The sequence below is a fragment of the Mesorhizobium japonicum MAFF 303099 genome, from assembly GCF_000009625.1.
GTDB lineage: Bacteria > Pseudomonadota > Alphaproteobacteria > Rhizobiales > Rhizobiaceae > Mesorhizobium > Mesorhizobium japonicum.
In genome coordinates, this window is record NC_002678.2 from 2,931,229 (window position 1) to 2,954,579 (window position 23,351).

Here is a 23,351-nt window from a genome sequence, read left to right on the forward strand (position 1 = left end):
CCGCTGCGAAACCACGGTCGTTCGACTGACACGGCACTGTCATGGTGCCGTGCAACATAATCGGCTGCGCATTCGCGCGGTCATTCCTGAACGAAATTCATCCGACAGAATCTTGGGGGTGCAGCTTGGAAATCGCCGATGTCGTGAAGCGCGCCTATGCGATGCCGCTGACCAATCCGTCCTTCCCGCCTGGTCCCTACCGATTCTTCGACCGCGAATACATCATCATCACCTACCGCACGACACGCGAGGCGCTGGAGGCCGTCGTGCCGGCGCCCCTGGAAATCGACGAGCCGCTGGTCAAGTATGAATTCATCCGCATGCCCGACTCCACCGGCTTCGGCGACTACACCGAGACCGGCCAGGTCATTCCGGTGAAGTACAAGGGCCAGCATGGCGGCTACGTCCATTCGATGTATCTCGACGACGACGCCCCGATTGCCGGTGGCCGCGAGCTGTGGGGGTTTCCGAAGAAACTGGCCAACCCCAAGATCGTCCATGAAGGCGAGGTGATCGTCGGCACGCTGCATTATGGCAGCGTTCTGTGCGCCACCGGCACGATGGGCTACAAGCACCGGGAAGCCGATCACGATTCCGTGCTCGCATCGCTCGCCGCGCCCAATTTCCTGATCAAGATCATCCCGCATGTCGACGGCGGCCCGCGCATCTGCGAGCTGGTGCGCTACTACCTCACCGACATCACGCTGAAGGAAGCCTGGACGGCGCCCGCGGCACTGGACCTGCGGCCCCATGTCATGGCCGACGTGGCGAAGCTGCCGGTGCTCGACATCATATCCGCAGTCCACTTCAAGGCCGATTTGACGCTTGGGTTGGGCGAGGTCGTCCACGACTATCTCAGTGATCACAACCGGCTCGCAACCAGCACGACCCAGCCGGAGAAAATTCGTGCTTGAACGTCACCGAAGCAAGGAAGCCGCCGCCACGATCGCGGAGATATCGGCGCAGTATGACCGCATCGCTTTGGTGTTCCAGGGCGGCGGCGCGCTTGGCGCCTACCAGGCCGGCGTCTACCAGGCGCTGGCCGATGCCGGCTGCGAGCCGAGCTGGCTGTCCGGCGTGTCGATCGGCGCCATCAATGCCTCGATCATCGCCGGCAATGAACCCAGCCGCCGCCTGCAGCGGCTCGAACAGTTCTGGCAGACCATTTCAGGCCGCAAGATCTGGAGCTACACGCCGGAAGGCGACATCTACCGAGACATCCGCAACCGTACCTCGTCCTGGATGACGATGACCATGGGCCAGCCCGGCTTCTTCAAGCCACGCAACCCCAACCCATGGTTCGAGCCGCAAGGCGCCGAGGGTGCGACCAGCTTCTACGACACCGCCGAGCTGAAAGACACGCTGGAGAGCCTGATCGACTTCGATGTGCTTAACGACGGCAAGAAGCGGCTGAGTGTCGGCGCGGTCAATGTCCGGACCGGCAACTTCGTCTATTTCGACACGGAAAAGGTGCGCATCGGACCCGAGCACATCATGGCCAGCGGCGCGTTGCCACCGGCCTTTCCGTCGGTCCGCATCGAAGGCGAATATTATTGGGACGGCGGCATCGTCTCCAATACGCCGCTGCAATATTTGCTCGACCAGGAAGAGGACCGTTCGTCGCTGGTGTTCCAGGTCGACCTGTTCAGTGCCCGCGGCGTGCTGCCGCGCAGCATGCCGGACGTGCTGTCGCGCCACAAGGACATCATGTATTCCAGCCGCACGCGCCAGAATACAGACAATTTCAAGCGCATCCATGGCCTGAAGATGCGCCTGCTCGATGCGCTGAAGCGCGTACCCAAGGAGCAGCTGACACCGGCGGAAGAAGCGCTGATCGCGGACTATTCGGACGCCGGCCTGGTCAACATCGTGCACCTGATCTACCAGCACAAGGGCTATGAAGGTCACGCCAAGGACTACGAGTTCTCCGGCACCTCGATGCGCGAGCATTGGGAGACCGGCCTGGAAGACACGCAGCGCACCTTGCGCCATCGCAAATGGCTGACCATGCCGGCCAATGCCGACGGCGTTACCATCCACGATCTGCACCGCGAAGACCCGACCTGACATTTGCGTCCAGGACAAGCGGAGCAATCTTACAAAGCGGACTTCGCCCGCGAACGGAATCCTTCGCTGGTTGGTCAACCGACGCCGCGCATCGTGCCTGTCACGAGCGCTGCCCGGACGTGCGGGACAAGGATGCGATCCGCCTGGCCGTCACCATGAGTCCCGCGGCAGCTCGGCGAAACTACGGTGCAAACGCGTAGGCACGCCGTCGAGCAAGCTCGGCCGGACTGTGAAGTTCTTCTTCACAGCCTATCAACATTATCGCGGATATTAGCTCGCTGAAAGCAGGCGTACATCTGAGCGCAGGCAAATGCGCTGGGCTCAATGGAGTACCGCTGATGACCGTCGAAGCTGTTTCCCCTGCAGTCGTTCCATCGCGTGACGCCTGGCGCAGCCTGCTCTGGTTTGCGCCGCTCACGTCGCTTTGGCTCCTGGTGATCTACAGATGGCCGGCGATTCCGGCCACTGGCGTTCCGACCACGGCCCATCAGCTCGCTGCCCACGGGCTCATCGCGCTGGGATTATGGCTCGGCCTCGAACACACGAGCCTGACGCCAGCTCAACGCCGTACGACCTGGCTGGCGATCATGATTCCGGACACGCTGTGGCTCGCCTTCGCCTGGAGCGCCGCGATCAACGGCGCCTTTCACGCGGGCACCGCGTCTTTTCCGGTATTGCCATCGGCGATCTTCCTACCGGTGATCATCGCGGCGCCGCTCTTGCTGCTCTCGAAGCGGATCGGGCTAGTGCTCGATGCGATGCCAGCGAGCTGGCTCGTCATGCTTCAGCTCTACCGCGTATTCGGCACCTGGGCTGTCGCAGCCTGGCTGCGCGGTGCGCTGCCCGGCGCGTTCGCAGCGCCGGCAGGCATCGGCGACATGCTGACCGGATTGTTCGCGTTGCCGGCTGCGATCGCAGTGGCGACCGGCACAGACAAAGGCCGGAGGGCGGCAATTCTCTGGAACATCCTCGGGCTTGCCGACTTCGCTGTCGCGATCACCATGGGCATGATCACCTCGCCCGGCCCGTGGCAGTTGATTGTCCCGGATGTGCAGAGCATCGGCGCCGGCGATTATCCGGGTGTGCTGACCCCTGCTTTCGTGGTGCCAAGCTCGATCCTGCTGCACATGTTGTCGCTACGCCAGTTGCGCCGCCGTAACAGGGCGGAAGTTGCGCGGCGGTGGGAGCCGGCCAACGGGCCCATCGAAAGCTGAACCGTTCGAAGCGGCGCGCCCGTCTGGGAAGGCGCGCGCTCTGACCCTTCATTGGTCTTCGCAGGATGGGCCGACAAAGAGAAACGGCGCCACAGGTGGCGCCGTTCTTTCGAGGGGCTGACGCTCAGAACACCTGGCGGAAAACGATGAACAGCACGAAGGCGAGCGTGATCGAGCACGGCAGGGTCAACACCCAGGCCAGCAGCAGGTTGCGCACCGTCGACCATTGCAGGCCCGAGCCATTGGCGGCCATCGTTCCGGCGACGCCGGACGACAGCACATGGGTGGTCGACACCGGCAGGCCGAGCCGGTCGGCCATGCCGATGGTCACCATGGCGACGAGTTCGGCGGCGGCACCCTGGCCATAGGTCAGATGGCTCTTGCCGATCTTCTCGCCGACCGTGACGACGATGCGTTTCCAGCCGACCATGGTGCCGAGGCCAAGCGCCAGCGCCACCGCGACCTTAACCCAGATCGGGATGAACTTCGTCGCGTTGTCGACGGCCTTATGATAGTCGGTGACCGCCTTGAGATCGGCAGCCTCCATCGGCAGCAACTTCTTCTTGTCGATCAGCTTGAGTGCCTCGCCGATCAGGTAGATGTCGTTGCGGGCGTTGCTGACTAGATCGGTCGGCACGTTGTCGACAGTGGCATAGGGCTGCAGGCCCGCTGTCGTATTGTGGATATAGGTCTGCAGCGCGGCCGTCGTCTGGTCGTTCCAGGTCCGGGTGCGCACGGCATCCTGCACGGCTGCCTTGGCATCCTTGGCATCGGTGACGGTGACTCCCGGCTTGACATATTTGCCCAGCGCGGTCTCGACGTTGACCGAAGCCGCCTTGTAGGCCTCGAGATAGTTGATGTCGGGCGTCCGGTTCAGCGCGAAGGCCGTCGGCACGACACCGATCAGGATCAGCATGATCAGGCCCATGCCTTTCTGCCCATCGTTGGAGCCGTGCGCGAAGCTGACGCCGGTGCAGGTGAAGATCAGCAGCCCACGGATCCACCATGGCGGCGGCGTGTTGCCTTTCGGTGCTTCGTAGAGGGCCGGATTGCGGACGAGCAGCTTCATCGCATAGAGCAAGATCGCCGCGGCGAAGAAGCCGATGATCGGCGACACCAGCAAGGTGATGCCGACATTGGTTGCCTGCGACCAGTCGACACCGCTGGTGGCACTGCCGGCAGGCGCCATGAACTGGTTGGCGAGGCCGACGCCGATGATCGAGCCGACCATCGTGTGTGAGCTCGACGCCGGCAGGCCGAGGAACCAGGTGCCGAGGTTCCACAGGATGGCGGCGACGAGCAGCGCGAACACCATGGCAAAGCCGGAGGACGAGCCGACCTGCAGGATCAGCTCGACCGGCAGCAGCGACAGGATACCGAAAGCGACCGCGCCGCTGGAAGTGAGAACCCCGAGGAAATTGAAGGCACCCGACCACATGACAGCGAATTCGGCCGGCATGGAGCGTGTGTAGATGACCGTCGCCACCGCATTGGCCGTATCATGGAAGCCGTTGACGAATTCGAAGCCGAGCGCGATGAGCAAGGCGATGCCGAGCAGGATCCACGGCACGGTCTTGGCCTCGGCCAGATCCTGGCTGAGCGCGTAGCCGACATAAACGACGCCGACGAGCACCAGCACGCCGAAGGCCGGCAGGAACCACTTCGCGCTACCCGAACTGTGCAGCGGATGATCCGGTCTCGGAATGCCCGCTTCACTAGAAACTACGTCCACCATGTCCCACTCCTATTGCATTGCAGCAAAGAACCGGGACGAACGCTATGTCCGCACAATGAACCCTGTATGACGATATCGAACACAACCTCTGAGGGATATCCCAGGCGAAAAGCCGGGCGGTCGACGCTTCAGGCGCCGCTGGATCGCGTCTTCAGGATCGCCGAGAACAGCGGATCGAAGGCGCGGCTGATCGGTGCCGCGGCAGCGCCCAGCGCGATCGACCAGGGGTCGGTGGTGCCGAGTTGCAGGCGCGGCAGGTTCCTTCCTGGCCGGTCGGCGATCGACGGCAGCAGCGGGTGCATCGCCTCGACGAGCCGGCGCGCCAGCGCTTCCGGCGCGCCGCTGGTCAGGATCACGGTCTGCGGATCGAAGATCGTCTCGATGAGATGCACGCTCCAGCGCAGATCATGCGCGGCCCCGTCGATCCAGGCCATCATCTTCGTATCTTCGGCCAGCACCAGGGCGTTCATCTGCTCGTAGATATCGCTGTCCGCCGGGTTGAGGGCGAGATGCTGGTAGAGCGAAGCCAGCGAAGCGCGATGCTCGAGCGGCGTCGAGCCCGGGCCGGCCGGCGCCAGCAGCGCCATGCCGATTTCGCCGGCATTGCCATGGCCGCCGCTGTAGAGTTCGCCATTGAGGATCAGCCCGGCGCCGATGCCGTAGCCGACATAGAGGCAGACAGCGTGGTCGACGCCATGCGCCGCGCCGACGATACGTTCGGCGGTGGCGCAGGCGGCGGCATCGTTCTGCAGGCCGACATTCAGCCCCGTGCCTTTGGCCAGCGTCTCCAGCAGCGGAAATTTCTGCCAGGCCGGCATCATCCATTTGTCGTCCGAATCCTTCAGTCCGAAAGGACCGGGCATGGCAACGCCGAGACCAACCAGGCGTTTTTCCGACTGCGCCGAAATGTCGGCCAGGTCACGGCGCACACCTGCAATCAGCTTCAGGATGATCTCGACGCCCTTCGACGGCTCATCGAAAGGCAGGTTCGCCTCGGCCCGCGCCAGCACGCTGCCCATCAGGTCGACGGCCACAGCGCGCGTCAGATGGCGGTCGATATGCAGGCCGATGGCGAAGGCGCCCTCGGGCACCAGCCTGTAGGGGGTCGACGGCTGCCCCCTGCCCTTGCGCACTGCATCGAGCGCGACGACCAGGCCGTCGCTTTCGAGGTCCTCGATGATGTTGGAGACCGCCTGCTTGGTGAGCTGCGTCGCCCGCGCCAGGTCGGCTCGCGACAGGGCGCCATTGAGGCGCAGCGCCTCGATCATGACCCGGCGATTATGTGCGCTGGTGCCTTCCTGGTTGGTGCCGCTTTTGGCGCGGATCGGGCTGATGTCGTCCACCGGCTTTTCCCCTCTTGACTCCATTAGAATATTGATCGACTAATTAAGTCAAGCGAGTTGACTTAATGCAAACCGAATGTCCCAAAACAAGATGGCCAAGGCGCTCCGCCTGTCGCCACTGGTCAGCCGGGTAAGCATCAGGTCACGCGACATGGATCAGGGAAGGCGATGCGACATGCGCGTATCGCCGGCCCGTCAACACCGGAAATGGGAGAAGAAGATGCTTAGGACAATCACCAAAACACTGGTCGGCGCGGTCTTCGCCGGAGGACTGCTAGTCCCGCACGCTTTTGCCGAAACGACGCTCAATGCGCTGTTCATGGCGCAGGCCGCCTACAGCGAGGCCGATGTGCGCGCCATGACGGACGCCTTCACCAAGGCCAATCCGGACGTCAAGGTCAATCTCGAATTCGTTCCCTATGAAGGCCTGCACGACAAGACGGTGCTCGCCCAGGGTTCGGGCGGCGGCTACGACGTCGTGTTGTTCGACGTCATCTGGCCGGCCGAATACGCCACCAACAAGGTGCTGGTCGACGTCTCGTCGAAGATCACCGACGATATGAAGAAAGGCGTGCTGCCCGGCGCCTGGACCACGGTGCAGTATGACGGCAAATACTATGGCATGCCGTGGATTCTCGACACCAAATATCTGTTCTACAACAAGGACATCCTGGAAAAGGCCGGTATCAAGACGCCGCCGAAGACCTGGGAAGAGCTTGGCGCGCAGGCCAAGATCATCCAGGACAAGGGCCTGCTGAAGACACCGATCGCCTGGAGCTGGTCGCAGGCCGAAGCCGCGATCTGCGACTATACCACGCTGGTCAGCGCCTATGGCGGCGACTTCCTCAAGGACGGCAAGCCGGACTTCCAGAATGGCGGCGGCCTCTCGGCGCTGAAATACATGGTCGACAGCTACAAGTCCGGCCTCACCAACCCGAATTCCAAGGAATTCCTGGAAGAGGACGTGCGCAAGGTCTTCGAAAACGGCGACGCCGCCTTCGCGCTGAACTGGACCTACATGTATAACATGGCCAACGATCCGAAGGACTCGAAGGTGGCCGGCAAGGTCGGCGTCGTGCCGGCGCCGGGCGTCACCGGCATCAGCGAGGTGTCGGCCGTCAACGGCTCGATGGGCCTTGGCGTCACCGCGGTCTCGAAGCATCCGGACGAAGCCTGGAAATACATCGAATACATGACTTCGCAGGCGACGCAGAACCAGTATGCCAAGCTGTCGCTGCCGATCTGGGCCTCGTCCTATGACGACCCGGCCGTCACCAAGGGCCAGGAAGAACTGATCGCCGCCGCCAAGCTCGGCCTCGCCGCCATGTATCCGCGTCCGACCACACCGAAATACCAGGAACTGTCGACCGCGCTGCAGCAGGCCATCCAGGAATCGCTGCTCGGCCAATCCTCGCCGGAAGACGCCCTGAAGACCGCCGCACAAAACAGCGGCCTCTGAGCACTAGTCTCCAGTTGCGGGCGGCACTACAGCGCCGAGCGTCCCTTGGACGCGCAAAGGACGCTGTAGCGCTTTTGATCTTGCGCATGATCCTTTCCGGAAGTCGGTTCCGACTTCCGGGGTCATGCGCGAGTGCCGCCCGTGCTATGTCTGAAATCACCGTGAATCAAGAGAGGCTGCTCCGATGTCGAGCACCTGGATGACGACCCGTGCCTGGTTGCTGATGCTGCCGCTGCTCGTGGTCATGGTCGCCGTCATCGGCTGGCCGCTGGTCGATACGGTCGGTCTTTCCTTCACCGACGCCAAGCTGGTCGGCACCGGCGGCAATTACGTCGGCTTCGACAATTACACCAACATGCTGTCGAGCTCGAATTTTTCGCGCACGCTGGTCACCACGACGCTGTTCGCGGTGATTTCGGTTGCTGCAGAAATGGTGATCGGCGTTCTCGCCGCCTTGCTCCTCAATCAGCAGTTCCACGGCCGCGCCATCCTGCGCGCCCTGATGATCCTGCCCTGGGCATTGCCGACCGTGGTCAACGCCACGCTGTGGCGGCTGATCTACAATCCCGAATATGGCGCGCTGAACGCCGCCCTGACGCAACTCAATCTCATCGACGCCTACCGCTCCTGGCTGGGTGAGCCGGGAACGGCGCTTACGGCGCTGATCGTCGCCGACTGCTGGAAGAACTTTCCACTGGTGGCGCTGATCGCACTCGCCGCTTTGCAGGCGGTGCCACGCGACATCACCGCCGCCTCGCTCGTCGATGGCGCGGGACCGTTCAACCGCTTCCGCTTCGTCATCCTGCCCTATCTCGCCGGCCCGCTGATGGTGGCGCTGGTGCTGCGCACCATCGAGGCCTTCAAGGTCTTCGACATCATCTGGGTGATGACCCGCGGCGGCCCGGCCAACAGCACGCGCACGCTGTCGATCCTCGTCTACCAGGAGGCCTTCTCCTTCCAGCGCGCCGGCTCCGGCGCGTCGCTGGCGCTGATCGTCACCTTGCTCGTCACCGTGCTCGCCGTCGCCTATGCGGCTCTGGTCAGGAAGACCGCCGGGAGTGCCGCCTGATGGAACGCAGAAGCCCCGCCTTCACCCTCTTCATCCATGCCTGCGCGCTGCTGCTCGCCGCCATTATCCTGGCGCCGATCGCCTGGCTGTTCATCATGAGCATTTCGCCGGCCGCCGATCTCGCCGCCAAGCCGCTGCGCTGGTGGCCGCAGGCCGCCGACTTCTCCCGTTACCAGACATTGCTGTCGACCGCCGAAAACAGCGCCGGTGCCGCCTTCACCTCGTCGCTGCGCAACAGTCTGGAGATCGCCGGCATGGCGACGCTGGCGGCACTCGCTCTGGCCATCCCCGCCGGCTGGGCGGTGTCGCGAACGCCGGCGATCGGCTGGTCGCTGTCGATGGTCATCGCCACCTACATGCTGCCGCCGGTGGCGCTCGCCGTGCCGCTCTATATGGGTCTGTCGCATCTCGGCCTGCTCAACAATGTCTTCGGCCTGGCGCTGGTCTATCTGACCATATTGGCGCCCTTCACCACCTGGCTGATGAAATCCGGTTTTGACTCGATCCCGCGCGAGATCGAGGCGGCGGCGATGATCGACGGCGCCGGCCTGTTCCAGACGCTGCGCATCATCACGCTGCCGCTCGCCGCGCCTGTGATGGCGACATCGGCGCTGTTTGCCGTGCTGCTTGCCTGGGACGAATTCTTCTACGCGCTGCTGTTCACCTCCGACCAGCGCGCCAAGACCTTGACCGTCGCCATCGCCGATTTGGCCGGCGGCCGTGTTTCCGACTACGGGCTGATCGCCACCGCCGGCGTGCTGGCCGCTTTGCCGCCGGTGCTGATCGGCCTCGTCATGCAGCGGGCGCTGATCTCGGGACTGACCAGCGGCGGTGTGAAAGGATGACGATGACTGCAACAAGATCTCGGCCGGTCGGATTGGCCGCCATCGACCGCGAAATGGCGCGCCAGCATGCGGATGCGCGTGCTTCGTTCGAACACAACACCGCCATGGCGGCTGAGGTCGCCGCCTCGATCAGGAAGACCGGCCGGCTGCTGCTGCTCGGCATGGGCGGCTCGCATGCCGTCGGGCGCGCCGTCGAGCCGCTCTATCGCGCGCATGGCATCGATGCGCTGGCGCTGCCGCTGTCGGAACAGCTCGGCCAGCCGGTGCCGCTGGACGGCAAGACGGTGCTCGTCACCTCGCAGTCCGGCGAGAGCGCGGAGGTCGTCAGGTGGTTTGCGGAAGCCGGAAGCGTTGCCGAGGTTTTCGGGCTGACGCTCGAAGGCGGCTCCCTTCTCGCCCGCACCGCACCTTGCCTGGTCGGCGCCGGCGGCACCGAACTGGCCTTCGCCGCCACCCGCAGCCTGACCGTGACCTTCGCCTTGCATCTGGCCATCCTGGCTGCGTTGGGTGAGGACCCAAGTGCCGCCCTTGGCGCGCTGGATCACAAACAGGACAACGACATCTTGCAGGCGCTCGCGGCGTTTGCGGAGGTGACGACCATCGTCACCTCGGGCCGCCGCCTGCAAGGCGTGGCCGAGGCGCTGGCGCTCGGCCTCACCGAACTGTCGCGGCTGCCCTGCTTTTCGCTCGAAGGCGGCCAGTTGCGGCACGGACCGATGGAGATGCTCGGCCCGAAAATCGGCGTCATCCTGTTTCGCGGCGACGATCCTACGGCCGAACTGGTGACGGCGATGGCCCTTTCCGTGGTCGAGGCCGGCGCACCGCTCGTAATCTTCGATGCCTCCGGGCAATCGCCGGTCGCGGGCGCCGTCACGCTCTCCTTCAAACCGGCTTCGGGTCTCGCCGCGATAGTCGCCATGCTGCCGGTGGCACAGCGCCTGATGATCGCCTTCGCCGACAGCCGCGTCGACAATGCCGGCACGCCCGTGCGCTCCACCAAGATCACCAGGAGCGAGTGATGCGTCCGCTCGCGGTGATCGGCAATGTCAATGTCGACCTGATCGTCGGCCCGGTCGCGCCGTGGCCGAAGGCGGGCACGGAAACCGTCGTCGACCATGATGAATTGCGTGTTGGTGGACAGGCCGGCAATACCGGGCTCGCCTGGCAGGCGTTGGGCATTGATTTCGAGATCGCCGCCAATGTCGGCGACGATCAGTTCGGCCACTGGCTGCGCGAGGCGTTCGGCAGCCGTGCCGACAAATGGCCGGTACGCCCGGAGAGTACGACGCTGTCCGTCGGCATGACCCACCCCGACGGCGAACGGACCTTCTTCACCACGCGCGGACACCTGCCCCGCTTCAGCCTTGCCGATGTATTTTCGGTGCTCGATGGCACGCACCTCACCGGCGGCTATGCGTTGCTGTGCGGCTCCTTCCTTACCGATGATCTCACCCGCGACTACGAGGCGTTCTTCGACTGGGCGGACCGGCACGACATCGCGGTGGCGCTGGACACCGGTTGGCCGATTGAGGGCTGGACCACGGCGAACTGCAAGGCGGCGCGCACCTGGCTCGCGCGCTGCGACCTTGCTCTGTTCAACGAGGTGGAGACCGTGACCCTGGCCGGCCTGCCCGATCCGGTCGAGGCGGCGCGGCAAATCCAGTCCAGCATGAAGAAGGGCGCGACCGCCGTCGTCAAGCGCGGTCCCGAAGGGGCGATCGCCATCGGCCCCGGCGGAGCGCTGGTCACGGCGACCGCTCCCGACGTCAAGGTCGTCGATACGATCGGCGCCGGCGATGTTTTCAATGCGGCCTTCCTGGCCGCACTGGCGCAGGACCAGACGCTGACCGCCTCACTTGCAGCAGCGACGCAGGTGGCGTCGCGCGCCATATCAACCTTGCCCCGTAACTACGGCGAACCGATGCATCCAAGGGAAGCCACGCATGAGCGCGCTTGAAATCCGCAACGTCCGCAAGAATTACGGCAGCGTCGAAACGCTGAAAGGCATCGACATCGCGCTGCAGAGCGGCGAATTCCTTGTGCTGCTCGGCTCGTCGGGCTGCGGAAAGTCGACGCTTCTCAACATCATCGCCGGCCTCGCCGAAGCGACGAGCGGCGACGTGTTGATCGGCGGCCGCTCGATCCTTGGCGTTCATCCCAAGAATCGTGACATCGCCATGGTCTTCCAGTCCTATGCGCTCTATCCGAACCTGACCGTGCGCCGCAACATCGGCTTCGGGCTGGAGATGCGCGGCGTCGCCGCCGATGAGCGCGAAAAGGCGGTGGCCGAGGCGGCAAGATTGCTGCAGATCGAAGCCCTGCTCGATCGCAAGCCGAGCCAGCTTTCCGGCGGCCAGCGCCAGCGCGTCGCCATCGGCAGGGCGCTGGTGCGCAAGCCGCAGGTGTTCCTGTTCGACGAACCGCTGTCCAATCTCGACGCCAAGCTGCGCCTGGAAATGCGCACCGAACTGAAGCGCCTGCACCAGATGCTGCAGACCACCGTCGTCTACGTCACCCACGACCAGATCGAGGCGATGACGCTGGCGAGCCGCATCGCGGTCATGCGCGACGGCAGGATCGAGCAACTCGGAACGCCGGAGGAAATCTACAATGAACCGGCAACGCTCTATGTCGCCGGCTTTGTCGGCGCACCGTCGATGAACATGCTCGAGGCCACCCTCACGGACGGCAAGCTGGCAATCGATGGTTCGGACGCGCGGCTGCCCTTGCCTGCCCGTTTCAGCCATGCGGTTGCGGACGGCGCGCGCGTCATAGTCGGCATAAGACCCGAAGCACTGCGGGTCGCGGCGGATGCATCAGCGCCGTCACTGCCGGTGGAAATAGAAGTCGTCGAGTTGACCGGTCCCGAACTGGTCACCACCGCGCGGATCGGCACACAGCGGCTGACGGCCTGCCTGCCGCCGGCGTCCCGCGTCGCGAAAGGTCAGGCAGGCAGCTTCGCCTTCAGCGAGCACGCGCTGCGGCTCTTCGACCCTGACACGGGCAAGGCTTTTTGAGTCAGAAACCGGCGCCTGCCGGCTGAAGGCCTTCAGGATTGCGTCCCGGAGGCATGCTCGGCATCGGGTGATCCGGCGATTTCCAGCAGGGACGCTACCAGCAGTTGCCGTTCGTCCTTGGACAGCACGTCGGAATCGAAGAGGTTCATGCTGCGCAGCCCCTCGATGGCAAGATAACACACCAGCAGCGATTTGAGGTTTGACGTTTCGCCCTTCAGCCGTTCGAACAGCTGCCGCTTGAATGTCTTTATCGGCGTCATGAAATCGGGATCCTCGGCGATCGCCGAAAATATCCAGGAGGCCGAGGGTCGCTTTTCCTCGCAATCATCGGCCGACAGCCTGATGTAGACGGCGAGCGGATTACTGCCATCGTCGTTGCTGCCGGCGGTCTCCAGCGCCTGTTCGAAATCGCGCAGATAGCCTTCGACCAGCCCTTGCATCAATTTGGCCTTGGTCGGGAAATTGTAGAGCAGCCCGCCCTTCGACACGCCGGCGCGGCTGGCGACGGCATCCAGCGACAGGCTGCCGGGCCCGGATTCGCGGGCAACATCAGCCGCTGCCGCGAGTATCTTCTCGCGCGAGTTCGGTCGTTGGGCTCTCATGGCGCCTCCCTTCGCAAGCTTAGGCCCAATTGACAAGACCGTCCAGACGGTACAGTAAAGCCGCCACTATTTGAAATCGGGACCCGCAGTCGATATGTGTCCCGATGTCCGCGCTTCGCGCCGGATTTCGACTGAGGGGACTTCCTTGTTCAAGCGCATACTCCGTATCTTTCTCATCATCGTCGTTCTGGCTGTGCTGGTCATTGTGGTCGGCGGCATCGTCGGTTTCAACTTCCTGCGCGACAACGGCATCAAGCAGTATTTCGCCACGATGAAGCCGCCGGCGGCGACCGTGTCGACGACCATCGCCAAGCCGTCGAGCTGGACGCCGGGCGTCGAGGCGATCGGTACGGTGCGAGCCGTGCGCGGTGTCGACCTGACGGTCGAGACCGCCGGCATCGTCAAGGAAATCCCCTTCCATGCCAACCAGAAAGTGGCGGCCAATGCGGTGCTGCTGCAGCTTGACGACGCCGTCGAGCGCGCCGATCTCGACGCGCAGAAGGCGCAGGCCGCGCTCGATCAGGTATCGCTCACCCGCGCCATCGAACTGACCAGGCGTGGCGTCGGCTCCGACTCGACGCTGGACACTGCACGTGCGGCGGCCTCCGCTTCGGCGTCCCAGGTCACCAAGCTGCAGGCCGTGCTGGACCAGAAGCAGCTGACGGCGCCGTTCGCCGGCACGGTCGGCATTCCGAAGATCGATATCGGCCAGTATATGGCGCCCGGCACCGCCGTGGTAACGCTGCAGGATCTCGACACGATGCGGGTCGATTTCTCGATTCCCGAACAGCAGCTGCCGCTGCTCAAGATCGGCCAGACGGTTCGGCTCGGCTTGAGCGGCGCGGACATGCCGTTTGCCGGCGAAATCCGGGGCATCGACCCCAAGATCGACCCGTCCAGCCGGCTGGTGAACATTCGGGCGGAAGTCGCCAATCCCGACGGCAAACTGACCCCTGGCCAGTTCGTGCAGGTGCGTGTCGAACTGCCCGAGGAGCAGAACGTGCTGGCGCTGCCGCAGACGGCGCTGACCACCAGCCTCTATGGCGACTATATCTTCGTGGTGCAGCCAGCCAAACCCGCCGGCACGGCCCCGGCGCAGCCCGCCAGGCCGGAAGAAAAGCCAGCCGCGGCGGCCACCGACAAGCCGGCTGATGCCAAACCCGCGGATGCGATGAAACCGGCTGCTGATGCCATGAAGCCTGCCGCCGATGCGGCCAAGCCAGCGGACAAAGCCGCTTCCGATGCCACCAAACCGGCTGCCGACCCGGCCAAGCCGGCGGTGGAGGGCGACAAGCCCGCTTTGGTGCTGTCGCAGGTCTTCGTCAAGCCTGGCCGCCGCAATCAGGGCATGGTCGAGATCGTTGAAGGGCTGAAGGCCGGCGACGAGATCGTCACCGCGGGTCAGAACCGCCTCTTCAACGGCATGTCCGTCAATGTCGACAACACCATCGACCCGACCAAATCGGCGAACAAGCAGGCCGACCAGCAATGAGCTTCTCCGATCTCTTCATTCGCCGGCCCGTCCTGTCGACGGTCCTTGGCTGCCTGATCCTGCTCCTGGGTTTCCAGGGCATCTTCAACCTGTCGATCCGGCAGTATCCGAAGGTTGACGAAACCGCGATCACCATCACGACGGCCTATCCAGGCGCCAGCGCCGACCTGATCCAGGGCTTCATTTCCGCCCCGATCGCGCGCGCCGTCGCCTCGACCGAGAACATCGACTACGTCACCTCGTCCAGCCGTCCGTCCTCCAGCACCGTGACGGTGCAGATGAAGCTTGGCTCCAACCCCGACGTGGCGCTGACCGAAGTGCTGTCCAAGGTCCAGGGCGTGCGCGGCACCTTGCCGGACGCCTCCAAGGATCCGGTCATCGTCAAGGGCACCGGCCAGCAGTTCGCGATGATGTACATCTCGATGCAGAATCCGAACATGACGAAGGAGCAGCTGACCGAATATATCGAGCGCGTCATCCGGCCCCGCATGTCGACGGTCGAAGGTGTCGCCGACGTGCAGATCTTCGGCGCCCAGGAATACTCGATGCGCGTCTGGATAGATCCGATCAGGCTTGCAGCGCGCGGCGTGACGGCGGCGGAAGTGCTGACGGCGATCAACAATTCCAACTTCCTGTCGGCGCCCGGCAATACCCAGAACGAATATGTCGTCTCGTCGATCAGCGTGCGCTCGACGCTGCAGACACCGGAAGCCTTCGCCGAACTGCCCCTGCGCTCGACCGACGGCAATGTGGTGCGGCTGCGCGACGTCGCCCGCGTCGAACTCGGCGCCGCCAACACCGATACCAGGGTCAGCTTCAACGGCAAGCCTGGTACCTTCCTGGCCATCTTCCCGACCCCGGCAGCCAACCCGCTGACTACGGCGGCAGCGCTCACCAAGCTTGTGCCGCAGATCCAGGAAACGCTGCCGAAAGGCATGACGATCGAGGTCGTCTACGACGCGACCGGGCAGATCAGCGCCTCGATCGAGGAGGTGTTCAAGACCATCGGCGAGGCGGTTGCCATCGTCGTCGTGGTCATCCTCCTGTTCCTTGGCTCGTTCCGTTCGGTGATGATGCCGATCATCACCATTCCGCTGTCGTTGATCGGCGTCTGCTTCCTGTTGTTTGCGGTGGGCTATTCGATCAACCTTCTGTCGCTGCTGGCCATGGTGCTGGCGATCGGTCTTGTGGTCGATGACGCCATCGTGGTGGTGGAGAACATCCACCGCCACATGGAAGAAGACCACATGACGCCCATGCAGGCCGCGTTCAGCGGTATGCGCGAAATCGCGTCGGCCATTGTCGCCATGACCATGACGCTGGCCGCCGTGTTCGCGCCGCTGGCCTTCACCGGCGGCCTGACCGGCGCGCTGTTCCGCGAATTCGCGGTGACGCTCGCCGGCTCGGTCGTGCTGTCGGGCGTCATCGCCGTCACCATCACCCCGATGATGTCGGCGCGCCTGTTGAAGGCCGGCACGCCAGGCCGTTTCCAGCGCATTGTCGACGGCATTTTCGCGCGGGTCGAGCACGTCTATGAGCGTGCCGTCACCGGTTCGCTGAACTATCGTCCTTTGACGCTGATCATCGTGCTGGCGCTCGTCGGCGTGACCGGCTTCATGTTCACCAAGACCTCGAGCGAGCTGGCGCCGGAAGAGGATCAGGGCTTCCTGCTCTCGCTCGTGACCGCACCGACCTATGCGACATCGGATTACACCGAAACCTATGTGAACCAGATGCTCGGCCTGGTGAGGGATATTCCGGAAACCCGGGCACAATTCTCGGCGGTCGCCTTCGGCGGCACGACGAACAGCGCCTTCGTCGGTTTTGCCTTCAAGGATTGGGCGGAGCGCAAGCGCAATTCCAAGGAACTGCAGGCCGACATCACGGCTCGTCTCGCCAAGGTGGCGGGCGTGCAGGCCTTCGTCTTCGCACCGCCGACGCTGCCGGGCTCCGGTGGCGGCCTGCCGATCGCCCTGGTGGTGCGCTCGACCGGCGATTCCGCGGAAGTGTACAAGGCGGCCGAGCAGATCAAGAACAAGGCCCAGGCCTCCGGCCGTTTCATCGTCGTGCAGAACTCGATGTCTTATGACTCGCCGCAAGTGACGGTGACCATCGACCGCGACCGCGCCGCCGCGCTCAACCTGCCGATCGCCGATATCGGCCGCACGCTGACGCTGCTGGTCGGCGGCGCCGAAGTGGCGCAGTTCGACCGCGACTCCAACAGCTACGACATCATCCCCCAGGTGCCGCAGCAGTTCCGCGACAACCCCGAAAGGCTCGGCGAGTATTTCGTGCGCAGCGTCACGGGCGAGATGGTACCGCTGTCGGCCGTGGTGAATATCTCCAACAATGCCTCGCCGGCGGCGATCGAACAGTTCAATCAGCTGAATTCGTCGACCATCTCGGCGCTGCCGCTGCCCGGCGTCACCACTGGCGACGGGTTGAAGGTCCTCGAGGATATCGCCAGGGAGAGCCTGCCCGACACCTTCTTCATCGACTATTCCGGCCAGTCCCGGCAGGAGAAGGAACAGGGCAACACCATCCTGATCGCTTTCGCAGCGGCCGTCATTGTCATCTACCTGGTGCTGGCGGCGCAGTTTGAAAGCTTCCGCGACCCGCTGATCATCATGATGGCGGTGCCGCTGTCGATCTTCGGCGCGATCGTGCCGCTCAATCTCGGCCTCGGCACGCTCAACATCTACACGCAGGTCGGTCTGATCACGCTGATCGGCCTGATCACCAAGCACGGCATCCTGCTGGTCGAATTCGCCAACCAGCAGCGCGAGGCGCATGGCATGCGGCGGCGCGACGCCATCATCGCCTCGGCCAAGGTGCGCCTGCGGCCGATCCTGATGACGACGGCGGCGATGGCGCTGGGCGTCGTACCGCTGATCACATCGAGCGGCGCCGGTGCGGCGGCCCGCTATTCGATGGGCCTGGTCATCTTCACCGGCATTCTCGTCGGCACCATGTTCACGCTCTTCGTCGTGCCCATGTTCTACACCTTCATCGCCAGCAAGGACCTGCCGCATCTTGCGGAAAAGCCGGATCCGAGGCTGATGCCGGCATTGCCAGACTGATAGAAGCCAAAAAAAGAGGCCGGGAATTCCCGGCCTCTTTTTTTGGCTGCGCTCGATACCGCCGGGATATTCCGGAGGGAGTCCTGGACTTGCGCGGCAGTCCGCCGGCCCGTTCCTCAGCCTGCTACTTGACGATGACGATGCTGGTGTTGGCCGGCCCGAAGGTCTCGACAAGCTGATAGAAATCGGCGGCATTGTCCGGGTGCAGCCGCACGCAGCCATGCGAGGCCGGCTGGCCGAGGCGCTTGATGGCATAGGTGGCGTGCACCGCGTAGCCGCCGCTGAAGAACACGGAGTGCGGCATCGGCGCGTTGTCGTACTTCTTCGAATACCACATCTCATGCATGCGCGTTGGCTTGAACGAGCCGGTCGGCGTCACATGCGCCCTGTCGCCGGTGGAAACCTTCCAGGCGAAGGTCGGCCGTCCATCGACCGAGACCTCCATGATCTGCTGCGAAAGCGAGACCCGCGCCACGATCTTGTTGGCGGCATGGGCTGCGTTGACGCCGAACAGAAGCGCTGCACCCGTGAACGCAGCGGCGGCGATGTTGATGAGCTTGGCGGAAATGGTGGTGTGCATGATGTCCCCTCTCTCTGCCGGTCAGGCCGGCTCCAATTCGATGAACGGCTTATCGTTGCGGCGTGTTTCGAGGAGATTTCGCGAAATGCTCGTTTGTGTTTCGAATCTGTTTCCTCTGGTTAACGGGCCAAGCGATCACCGTAACGACGATCGCACCCGAAGACGGCGGCGAGATGCAGCACATAGGTATTCCCGGCAAAACGAAAGTTCGAGTTACCTCCATATGAAAGATTAGAGGCCAATCTCGAAACCAACCAGCAACAGAGCGCGGCTTTGGGCGGCATGATCCGGATACGGGCCACACGCAGGGTTGACGTAACGAAAGCAGACGGCAACGACCATGGGAACGAAAACGAACACACGGTTCTGGCTCTTCAGGATCAGCATCGCGGCGGCAGTCACAGGCGGTGTCGGCACGGTTGCCGGCGGCCCGGTGGCAAAGCTGGCGGCGATGAGTTCGAGCGAGATCTCTACCCTGCACGTCGCCCTGTTTTCCGCCTCGGTCTGGATTGTTTCCAGCCTGCGCATTACCCGGCTCAAGGACCTCTGGCGGGTTGGCCTTCGGTTGCTGGCATTGCGCGGCCCCTCCGGCAACTTGCTGCCGAGAGGACCGAAGGCCCGCGCCGCAGCGGGGGGCTCCGTGAGCGGCGCGGGCACTTCGGGAGTTTCCTGAAGCGACCCGCGACATATTCATTTTTGAGGAATTCTGGGAGTTGGAACAATGAAGACGAAATTCGCCGCCTCGGTGCTTTCCGCACTGCTCTATGCGCAGGGCCTGCTTGGCTTTGCCGCCCTGGCCACCGTGCTCCTCAAGGAGCGTGCTCACGCGAACGAACTCGTCGTGAGCAGCGACATGCCATCGGGGCCGTCGCTGCTGGTGGTGCGCTGAACCGCGAGAGCATCGGCAGGAGGAAAATCCGATGCTCAGCCAGAAAGATAGCCCGGGTACGCCGCCGTCAGTCGGTGAATTGCCGTGGCGGATCGAACCGGTAGCCCGCGCCACGTATGGTGGTGATGGTCTCTGTGTCGAGCTTGCGGCGCAGCCGCACGATGCGCGAATCGATCGAACGATCGAAGGCGTCGGCATTCTCGGCCGGTGCCGCGGCGATGATGTCGTCACGCGTCAGCACCTTGCGGGGGCTCGCCAGGAACAGCCTGAGCAGCGCCACCTGGCCGGGCGAAAGCTGTTCCTCGGTACCGGACCGGTGCATGACGATGGCCGATCTCAAATCGACGGTCGCGTTCTCCAGCACGATCAGTTCCTGCGTGCCCCTGCCACGACGCGACAGCAGGCCGCCGACCCTGGCGGCAAGCTCCCTGACATTGAGCGGGCTTTCGACGACGTCGGCCGCACCCAGTTCGAGCGCCAGAACCTTGTCGACGAGATCGGACGGCCGGCAGATCAGGATGAAATCAGGGCCGTCCCGGCCGCCCTCGCCCTGGCCGCCATAACGCCTGAGCAGATCCCGCCCTTCCGCCTGGCTGAGACTGTCACCGACGACAACGACATCAATGCCTCCGCCCGCCAGCAGCGATTCCGCCTCCCAGGGCTGCCGCGCCTGGCGCACATCATGGCCACGCCGCTCGAGATGGTCGGCAAGTTCGGTCGCGACCACGTCGGCGACGGAAACAAGCGCAATGACGGCTCGTGCAGCCATGTTTTCCAACCGTTCCCTTGCAACCGGATATGAGTGCTGGACATGATGTTTATACCCAATCTACTTTCCACTGAAAGTGGGAGCGAGAGCATCGTGCGGGCAAGAATAGTGATCGTCGAGGACGAGCCCGACCTGAGGGACGCGGTTGCCGAATATCTCGGCGCCGCCGGCTATGATGTGGCGACCGCCGAAACGGCCGCCGCCGCGCGCAGCCTGATCGAGACCCAAGCCTTCCATCTGGCCATTCTCGACATCGCCATGCCCGGCGAGGACGGGCTGTCGCTCGGCCGCTGGCTGCGCTCGAGAATGCCGATCGGCATCATCTACGCGACCGCCGCCGGCACGGCGCTCGACCGCATCGTCGGGCTGGAGCTCGGAGCCGACGACTATATCGTCAAGCCATACGAACTGCGCGAAGTGCTGGCGAGGGTGCGCAGCGTGCTGCGGCGCGTTCCGCAGCCGACCGAACTGCTCGACAGGAAGACCAGGACGGACCGCCGTTCCGTCACCTTCGGCCCGTTCCAGGCCGATCTCGACGGCAGGCTGGTCACCGGCGCCAACGGCACCGTGATCGACATGGCCAAGAGCGAATTCGACGTGCTGGAGGTTTTCCTGACCCGCGCCAACCGGCTGCTGACCCGCGCCGCGATCTCGGAGGCGATCGGCTTCACCGAGGATCCGGAATCGTCGCGCGCCGTCGACATCCGCATCATGCGCCTGCGCAAGAAAATCGAGGCCGATCCGGCCAACCCGAAATTCCTGCGCACGGTGCGCGGCGAAGGCTATATCTTCTCGCTGCCGACCGGCGACAGCAACTGAGCGCGAGGGCCTGTAGGGGTCACAGGTTCACAGCCGTTGTTCGCCGATCGACTGGGCCGATCGGATTGACGTGACTTTGGAATAACGGCTGAAAATGACGGGCGAAGCAACAAGCAGGGATATGCAGGGTTTCAGGCAGGGCGCGGCGATGGCGGCCGTGCGCGTCGTTCGCCGGCTGCGCGAGGCCGGCGACTGGCAGCGCGAGATGGTCGGCATACTGGAAACCCTTTGCCGGGCCATCGAATGCCAGCGCGGCATCCTGTTCCGCTTGCGCGAACTGCCGGGCCAGGGTTTTGCCCAGTCGGTTGCCGCCTACTGGATCGATCCCGACTTTGGCGGCGAACTGGCCTCGCCGACCGTCATTGTGCAGTCGATCGTCAATTCGGATCCGCTGCTGGAGCGCGTCGCCGAGGACGAACGGCAGGGCAAGATCTTTGCCGGGCATACGCGCAATCTCGAAGGGTTCCTGAGAACCGATTTCGAAAAGCAGAACATCAAGTCGTTCCTGTCGGTGTCGGTCTTCGCCCATGGCCATCTGTGGGGCACGCTCGCCGTCAATGACTGCGTCGACGAGCGCGAATGGACCGACGAGGAAGAGGCGACGCTGCACATCATCGCGCTCGCCATCGGCGACGCCATCGAACACTCGCCCTCCGACGCCCATGCCAGCGAAGTGATCCGCCGCACCATGCTGCAGGCTTCCCTCGACGCCATCATCGTCATCGACGAGGCCGGATCGATCATCGAATTCAATCCTGCCGCCGAAAAGATGTTCGGCTTCCAGCGCAGCGATATCCTCGGCAAGGACCTGCTCGACACCGTCGTGCCGGAATACTACCGCAAGGGCTATTCCTCGGGCGCCGACTACATGTCGGGCCGCGGTGCGCCGATGGTCGGCCAAAGGCTCGAGACCGTGACGCAGAATGCCGCCGGCGAGGTGTTTCCGATCGAGCTGACGGCGACCGAGATGCGCGTCGCCGACCGCCGCCTGATCTTCGGCTCGATCCGCGACCTGCGCGACAGGCTGCGCGCAGAGGAAGAGATCAACCGGCAGCGCGAGAAGCTGCACCAGAACGAGAAGATGGCGGCGATGGGCTCGCTGCTTGCCGGCGTTTCGCACGAGCTCAACAACCCGCTGGCGGTGGTGGTCGCGCAATCGACGCTGCTGCACGAATTCGCCTCCGACCCGCAGACCAAGGTCCGCGCCGAGAAGGTGCGTGCCGCGGCCGAGCGTTGCGGCCGCATCGTCAAGAGCTTCCTGTCGATGGTCCGGCTTCATCCCGCGGCCCAGGCCGAGACCGATCTCAACCAGGTGATCCGCGCTGCCCTTGAGGTGACCGCCTATGGCGCACGCTCGAGCGGCATCATCATCGACACCGATTTCGCGCCCGGTCCGCTGCTGGCCATGGCGGACGCCGACCACGTGACGCAGGTGGCGGCCAATTTCCTCATCAACAGCCAGCACGCGCTGGCAGGCATTGCCGGCGACCGGCTGATCAAGGTGCGGACCTTCCGCAGCGATCGCGACAATCCCTGCTTCTCGGTCGAGGACAACGGGCCTGGCATTCCCGAAGCGATCCGCAACCGCATCTTCGAATCCTACTTCACCACCAAGCCGGTTGGTGTGGGCACCGGCATCGGCCTGTCGATCTCGAAATCGATCATCGAGCGGCACAATGGCAATGTCTGGTTCGAGGAAGTGGAGCCCCGAGGCGCGCGTTTCGTTGTCCAGTTGCCGCCCATTTCGACGGGCATCGCCGCTGCCGGCGAAAGCCAGCCACGCTCGAGCGGCCTGCGTCATGCCTTGATCATCGACGACGAGCCTGATGTCGCGGGCTCCTTGTCCGACATTCTCGAATTGATGGGCATCAAGTCGCGCATCGCGCCGGTGTGGGAATCGGGCGCCGCCACCTTGAGCGGCCACATACCGCCCGACATCGTCTTTTCGGACCTGCGCATGCCCGGCACATCAGGCATGGCCATCTACCGCGAGCTGCTTGCCGAGCGGCCCGAACTGGCACGGCGTTTCGTGCTGGTCACCGGCGATCTCATCGGCGCCAAGGCGGAAATCGAAGCCTTGCCGGCGCAGCAGCGGCCGCAGATCCTGGAAAAGCCGTTCAGCACGCTGGACGTGCGCAGCGTGCTTTCATCCATTGCTGAGCAGGCCGCGTTGAAGGGCTAGAGCAGTTGACCGTTTCACTGAAACGGCGAACGGCTCTAACTCTTTGTTTTGACGCAATTCCCAAGGAAAGCGCTACGCGCTTTTCCCGGGGAAAAACCGCTCACACTTTTCCTGGAATTGCTAAAAAAGAAGCTCCCGGCCGACTGTGCGGCGGGAGCTCAATGGAGCGCTGGAGGAGCGCTCGGGGAG

20 protein-coding genes are annotated in these 23,351 nt (G+C 63.9%); 14 read left to right on the forward strand and 6 right to left on the reverse strand.

The features are described from left to right. Positions 1-125: 125 nt before the first annotated feature. The 3 genes from MAFF_RS15345 (at position 126) to MAFF_RS15355 (ending at position 3,281) form a co-directional block, all read left to right on the forward strand. On the forward strand, positions 126-914 hold the full coding sequence (locus MAFF_RS15345) for an acetoacetate decarboxylase (protein WP_044548362.1): 789 nt from the start codon (positions 126-128) through the stop codon (positions 912-914). Next, positions 907-2,067 carry a patatin-like phospholipase family protein gene (locus tag MAFF_RS15350; protein ID WP_044548363.1) on the forward strand — a complete coding sequence of 387 codons (1,161 nt, stop codon included), beginning with the start codon at positions 907-909 and terminating at the stop codon, positions 2,065-2,067. The genes MAFF_RS15345 and MAFF_RS15350 overlap by 8 nt, the downstream gene beginning before the upstream one ends. A gap of 338 nt (positions 2,068-2,405) precedes the next feature. Beyond that, entirely contained in the window at positions 2,406-3,281 is an 876-nt protein-coding gene (locus MAFF_RS15355; RefSeq protein WP_010911836.1) for a hypothetical protein, read from the forward strand. A 124-nt stretch (positions 3,282-3,405) separates the two neighbouring features. Here the strand turns inward: MAFF_RS15355 and MAFF_RS15360 are convergent, their stop codons facing one another. Together MAFF_RS15360 and MAFF_RS15365 are read right to left on the reverse strand one after the other, a co-directional pair. Beyond that, a complete protein-coding gene (locus MAFF_RS15360) occupies positions 3,406-5,016 on the reverse strand; it encodes an inorganic phosphate transporter (RefSeq protein WP_010911837.1) in 1,611 nt (536 codons plus the stop codon). 128 nt (positions 5,017-5,144) lie between these two features. Beyond that, complete coding sequence (locus tag MAFF_RS15365) at positions 5,145-6,359, reverse strand: ROK family transcriptional regulator (RefSeq protein ID WP_044548364.1); 1,215 nt, start codon at positions 6,357-6,359, stop codon at positions 5,145-5,147. A 220-nt stretch (positions 6,360-6,579) separates the two neighbouring features. Between MAFF_RS15365 and MAFF_RS15370 the strand changes: the two genes are divergently transcribed. The 6 genes from MAFF_RS15370 to MAFF_RS15395 all read left to right on the forward strand — a co-directional run bounded on the left by MAFF_RS15370 (position 6,580) and on the right by MAFF_RS15395 (position 12,749). Further along, entirely contained in the window at positions 6,580-7,818 is a 1,239-nt protein-coding gene (locus tag MAFF_RS15370) for an extracellular solute-binding protein (protein WP_010911839.1), read from the forward strand. Positions 7,819-8,002: 184 nt separating this feature from the next. Beyond that, the gene (locus MAFF_RS15375) at positions 8,003-8,887 is read left to right on the forward strand and encodes a carbohydrate ABC transporter permease (protein ID WP_010911840.1); all 885 of its coding nucleotides are present in this window, start codon (positions 8,003-8,005) and stop codon (positions 8,885-8,887) included. Continuing rightward, positions 8,887-9,732, forward strand: a complete 846-nt coding sequence (locus tag MAFF_RS15380; protein ID WP_010911841.1) for a carbohydrate ABC transporter permease — start codon at positions 8,887-8,889, stop codon at positions 9,730-9,732. The genes MAFF_RS15375 and MAFF_RS15380 overlap by 1 nt, the downstream gene beginning before the upstream one ends. Further along, positions 9,729-10,751, forward strand: coding sequence for an SIS domain-containing protein (locus MAFF_RS15385; protein ID WP_010911842.1), 1,023 nt, complete (start codon positions 9,729-9,731; stop codon positions 10,749-10,751). Before MAFF_RS15380 ends, MAFF_RS15385 begins: the two co-directional genes overlap by 4 nt. After that, a complete protein-coding gene (locus tag MAFF_RS15390; RefSeq protein ID WP_010911843.1) occupies positions 10,751-11,689 on the forward strand; it encodes a PfkB family carbohydrate kinase in 939 nt (312 codons plus the stop codon). Before MAFF_RS15385 ends, MAFF_RS15390 begins: the two co-directional genes overlap by 1 nt. After that, positions 11,676-12,749 carry an ABC transporter ATP-binding protein gene (locus MAFF_RS15395; RefSeq protein WP_010911844.1) on the forward strand — a complete coding sequence of 358 codons (1,074 nt, stop codon included), beginning with the start codon at positions 11,676-11,678 and terminating at the stop codon, positions 12,747-12,749. Before MAFF_RS15390 ends, MAFF_RS15395 begins: the two co-directional genes overlap by 14 nt. 32 nt (positions 12,750-12,781) lie before the next feature. On the opposite strand, the gene MAFF_RS15400 is transcribed toward MAFF_RS15395, so the two are convergent. Continuing rightward, entirely contained in the window at positions 12,782-13,351 is a 570-nt protein-coding gene (locus MAFF_RS15400) for a TetR/AcrR family transcriptional regulator (RefSeq protein WP_010911845.1), read from the reverse strand. 145 nt (positions 13,352-13,496) lie between these two features. On the opposite strand from MAFF_RS15400, the gene MAFF_RS15405 reads away from it, so the two are divergent. After that, positions 13,497-14,843 carry an efflux RND transporter periplasmic adaptor subunit gene (locus tag MAFF_RS15405; protein WP_044548365.1) on the forward strand — a complete coding sequence of 449 codons (1,347 nt, stop codon included), beginning with the start codon at positions 13,497-13,499 and terminating at the stop codon, positions 14,841-14,843. Further along, entirely contained in the window at positions 14,840-17,923 is a 3,084-nt protein-coding gene (locus MAFF_RS15410) for an efflux RND transporter permease subunit (protein ID WP_010911847.1), read from the forward strand. Before MAFF_RS15405 ends, MAFF_RS15410 begins: the two co-directional genes overlap by 4 nt. 124 nt (positions 17,924-18,047) lie before the next feature. Here the strand turns inward: MAFF_RS15410 and MAFF_RS15415 are convergent, their stop codons facing one another. Both MAFF_RS15415 and MAFF_RS39765 read right to left on the reverse strand, forming a co-directional pair. After that, the gene (locus MAFF_RS15415) at positions 18,048-18,503 is read right to left on the reverse strand and encodes a L,D-transpeptidase (protein WP_010911848.1); all 456 of its coding nucleotides are present in this window, start codon (positions 18,501-18,503) and stop codon (positions 18,048-18,050) included. Between the two features lie 231 nt (positions 18,504-18,734). Continuing rightward, positions 18,735-19,031: a hypothetical protein gene (locus tag MAFF_RS39765; protein ID WP_044548366.1), complete on the reverse strand. Its 297-nt coding sequence runs from the start codon at positions 19,029-19,031 to the stop codon at positions 18,735-18,737. A 193-nt stretch (positions 19,032-19,224) separates the two neighbouring features. Here MAFF_RS39765 and MAFF_RS40025 point away from each other — a divergent pair, with 193 nt between their 5' ends. After that, positions 19,225-19,392 carry a hypothetical protein gene (locus MAFF_RS40025; RefSeq protein WP_010911851.1) on the forward strand — a complete coding sequence of 56 codons (168 nt, stop codon included), beginning with the start codon at positions 19,225-19,227 and terminating at the stop codon, positions 19,390-19,392. Between the two features lie 67 nt (positions 19,393-19,459). Here MAFF_RS40025 and MAFF_RS15425 read toward each other — a convergent pair whose 3' ends face one another. Further along, entirely contained in the window at positions 19,460-20,161 is a 702-nt protein-coding gene (locus MAFF_RS15425; RefSeq protein ID WP_010911852.1) for a response regulator transcription factor, read from the reverse strand. A 45-nt stretch (positions 20,162-20,206) separates the two neighbouring features. On the opposite strand from MAFF_RS15425, the gene MAFF_RS15430 reads away from it, so the two are divergent. Continuing rightward, positions 20,207-20,980, forward strand: coding sequence for a response regulator (locus tag MAFF_RS15430; protein WP_169627214.1), 774 nt, complete (start codon positions 20,207-20,209; stop codon positions 20,978-20,980). A 94-nt stretch (positions 20,981-21,074) separates the two neighbouring features. Then, entirely contained in the window at positions 21,075-23,162 is a 2,088-nt protein-coding gene (locus MAFF_RS15435; protein ID WP_044548367.1) for an ATP-binding protein, read from the forward strand. The last annotated feature ends 189 nt before the right edge of the window (positions 23,163-23,351 follow it).

Bases quoted from the DNA above. Each gene is read 5' to 3' on its own strand.
- MAFF_RS15355 (WP_010911836.1), top strand. From the start codon at position 2,406: ATGACCGTCGAAGCTGTTTCCCCTGCAGTCGTTCCATCGCGTGACGCC.
- MAFF_RS15360 (WP_010911837.1), bottom strand. From the start codon at position 5,016: ATGGTGGACGTAGTTTCTAGTGAAGCGGGCATTCCGAGACCGGATCAT.
- MAFF_RS15370 (WP_010911839.1), top strand. From the start codon at position 6,580: ATGCTTAGGACAATCACCAAAACACTGGTCGGCGCGGTCTTCGCCGGA.
- MAFF_RS15375 (WP_010911840.1), top strand. From the start codon at position 8,003: ATGTCGAGCACCTGGATGACGACCCGTGCCTGGTTGCTGATGCTGCCG.
- MAFF_RS15380 (WP_010911841.1), top strand. From the start codon at position 8,887: ATGGAACGCAGAAGCCCCGCCTTCACCCTCTTCATCCATGCCTGCGCG.
- MAFF_RS15385 (WP_010911842.1), top strand. From the start codon at position 9,729: ATGACGATGACTGCAACAAGATCTCGGCCGGTCGGATTGGCCGCCATC.
- MAFF_RS15390 (WP_010911843.1), top strand. From the start codon at position 10,751: ATGCGTCCGCTCGCGGTGATCGGCAATGTCAATGTCGACCTGATCGTC.
- MAFF_RS15395 (WP_010911844.1), top strand. From the start codon at position 11,676: ATGAGCGCGCTTGAAATCCGCAACGTCCGCAAGAATTACGGCAGCGTC.
- MAFF_RS15400 (WP_010911845.1), bottom strand. From the start codon at position 13,351: ATGAGAGCCCAACGACCGAACTCGCGCGAGAAGATACTCGCGGCAGCG.
- MAFF_RS15410 (WP_010911847.1), top strand. From the start codon at position 14,840: ATGAGCTTCTCCGATCTCTTCATTCGCCGGCCCGTCCTGTCGACGGTC.
- MAFF_RS15415 (WP_010911848.1), bottom strand. From the start codon at position 18,503: ATGCACACCACCATTTCCGCCAAGCTCATCAACATCGCCGCCGCTGCG.
- MAFF_RS39765 (WP_044548366.1), bottom strand. From the start codon at position 19,031: ATGCGCAGGCTGGAAACAATCCAGACCGAGGCGGAAAACAGGGCGACG.
- MAFF_RS40025 (WP_010911851.1), top strand. From the start codon at position 19,225: ATGAAGACGAAATTCGCCGCCTCGGTGCTTTCCGCACTGCTCTATGCG.
- MAFF_RS15425 (WP_010911852.1), bottom strand. From the start codon at position 20,161: ATGGCTGCACGAGCCGTCATTGCGCTTGTTTCCGTCGCCGACGTGGTC.
- MAFF_RS15430 (WP_169627214.1), top strand. From the start codon at position 20,207: ATGTTTATACCCAATCTACTTTCCACTGAAAGTGGGAGCGAGAGCATC.
- MAFF_RS15435 (WP_044548367.1), top strand. From the start codon at position 21,075: ATGACGGGCGAAGCAACAAGCAGGGATATGCAGGGTTTCAGGCAGGGC.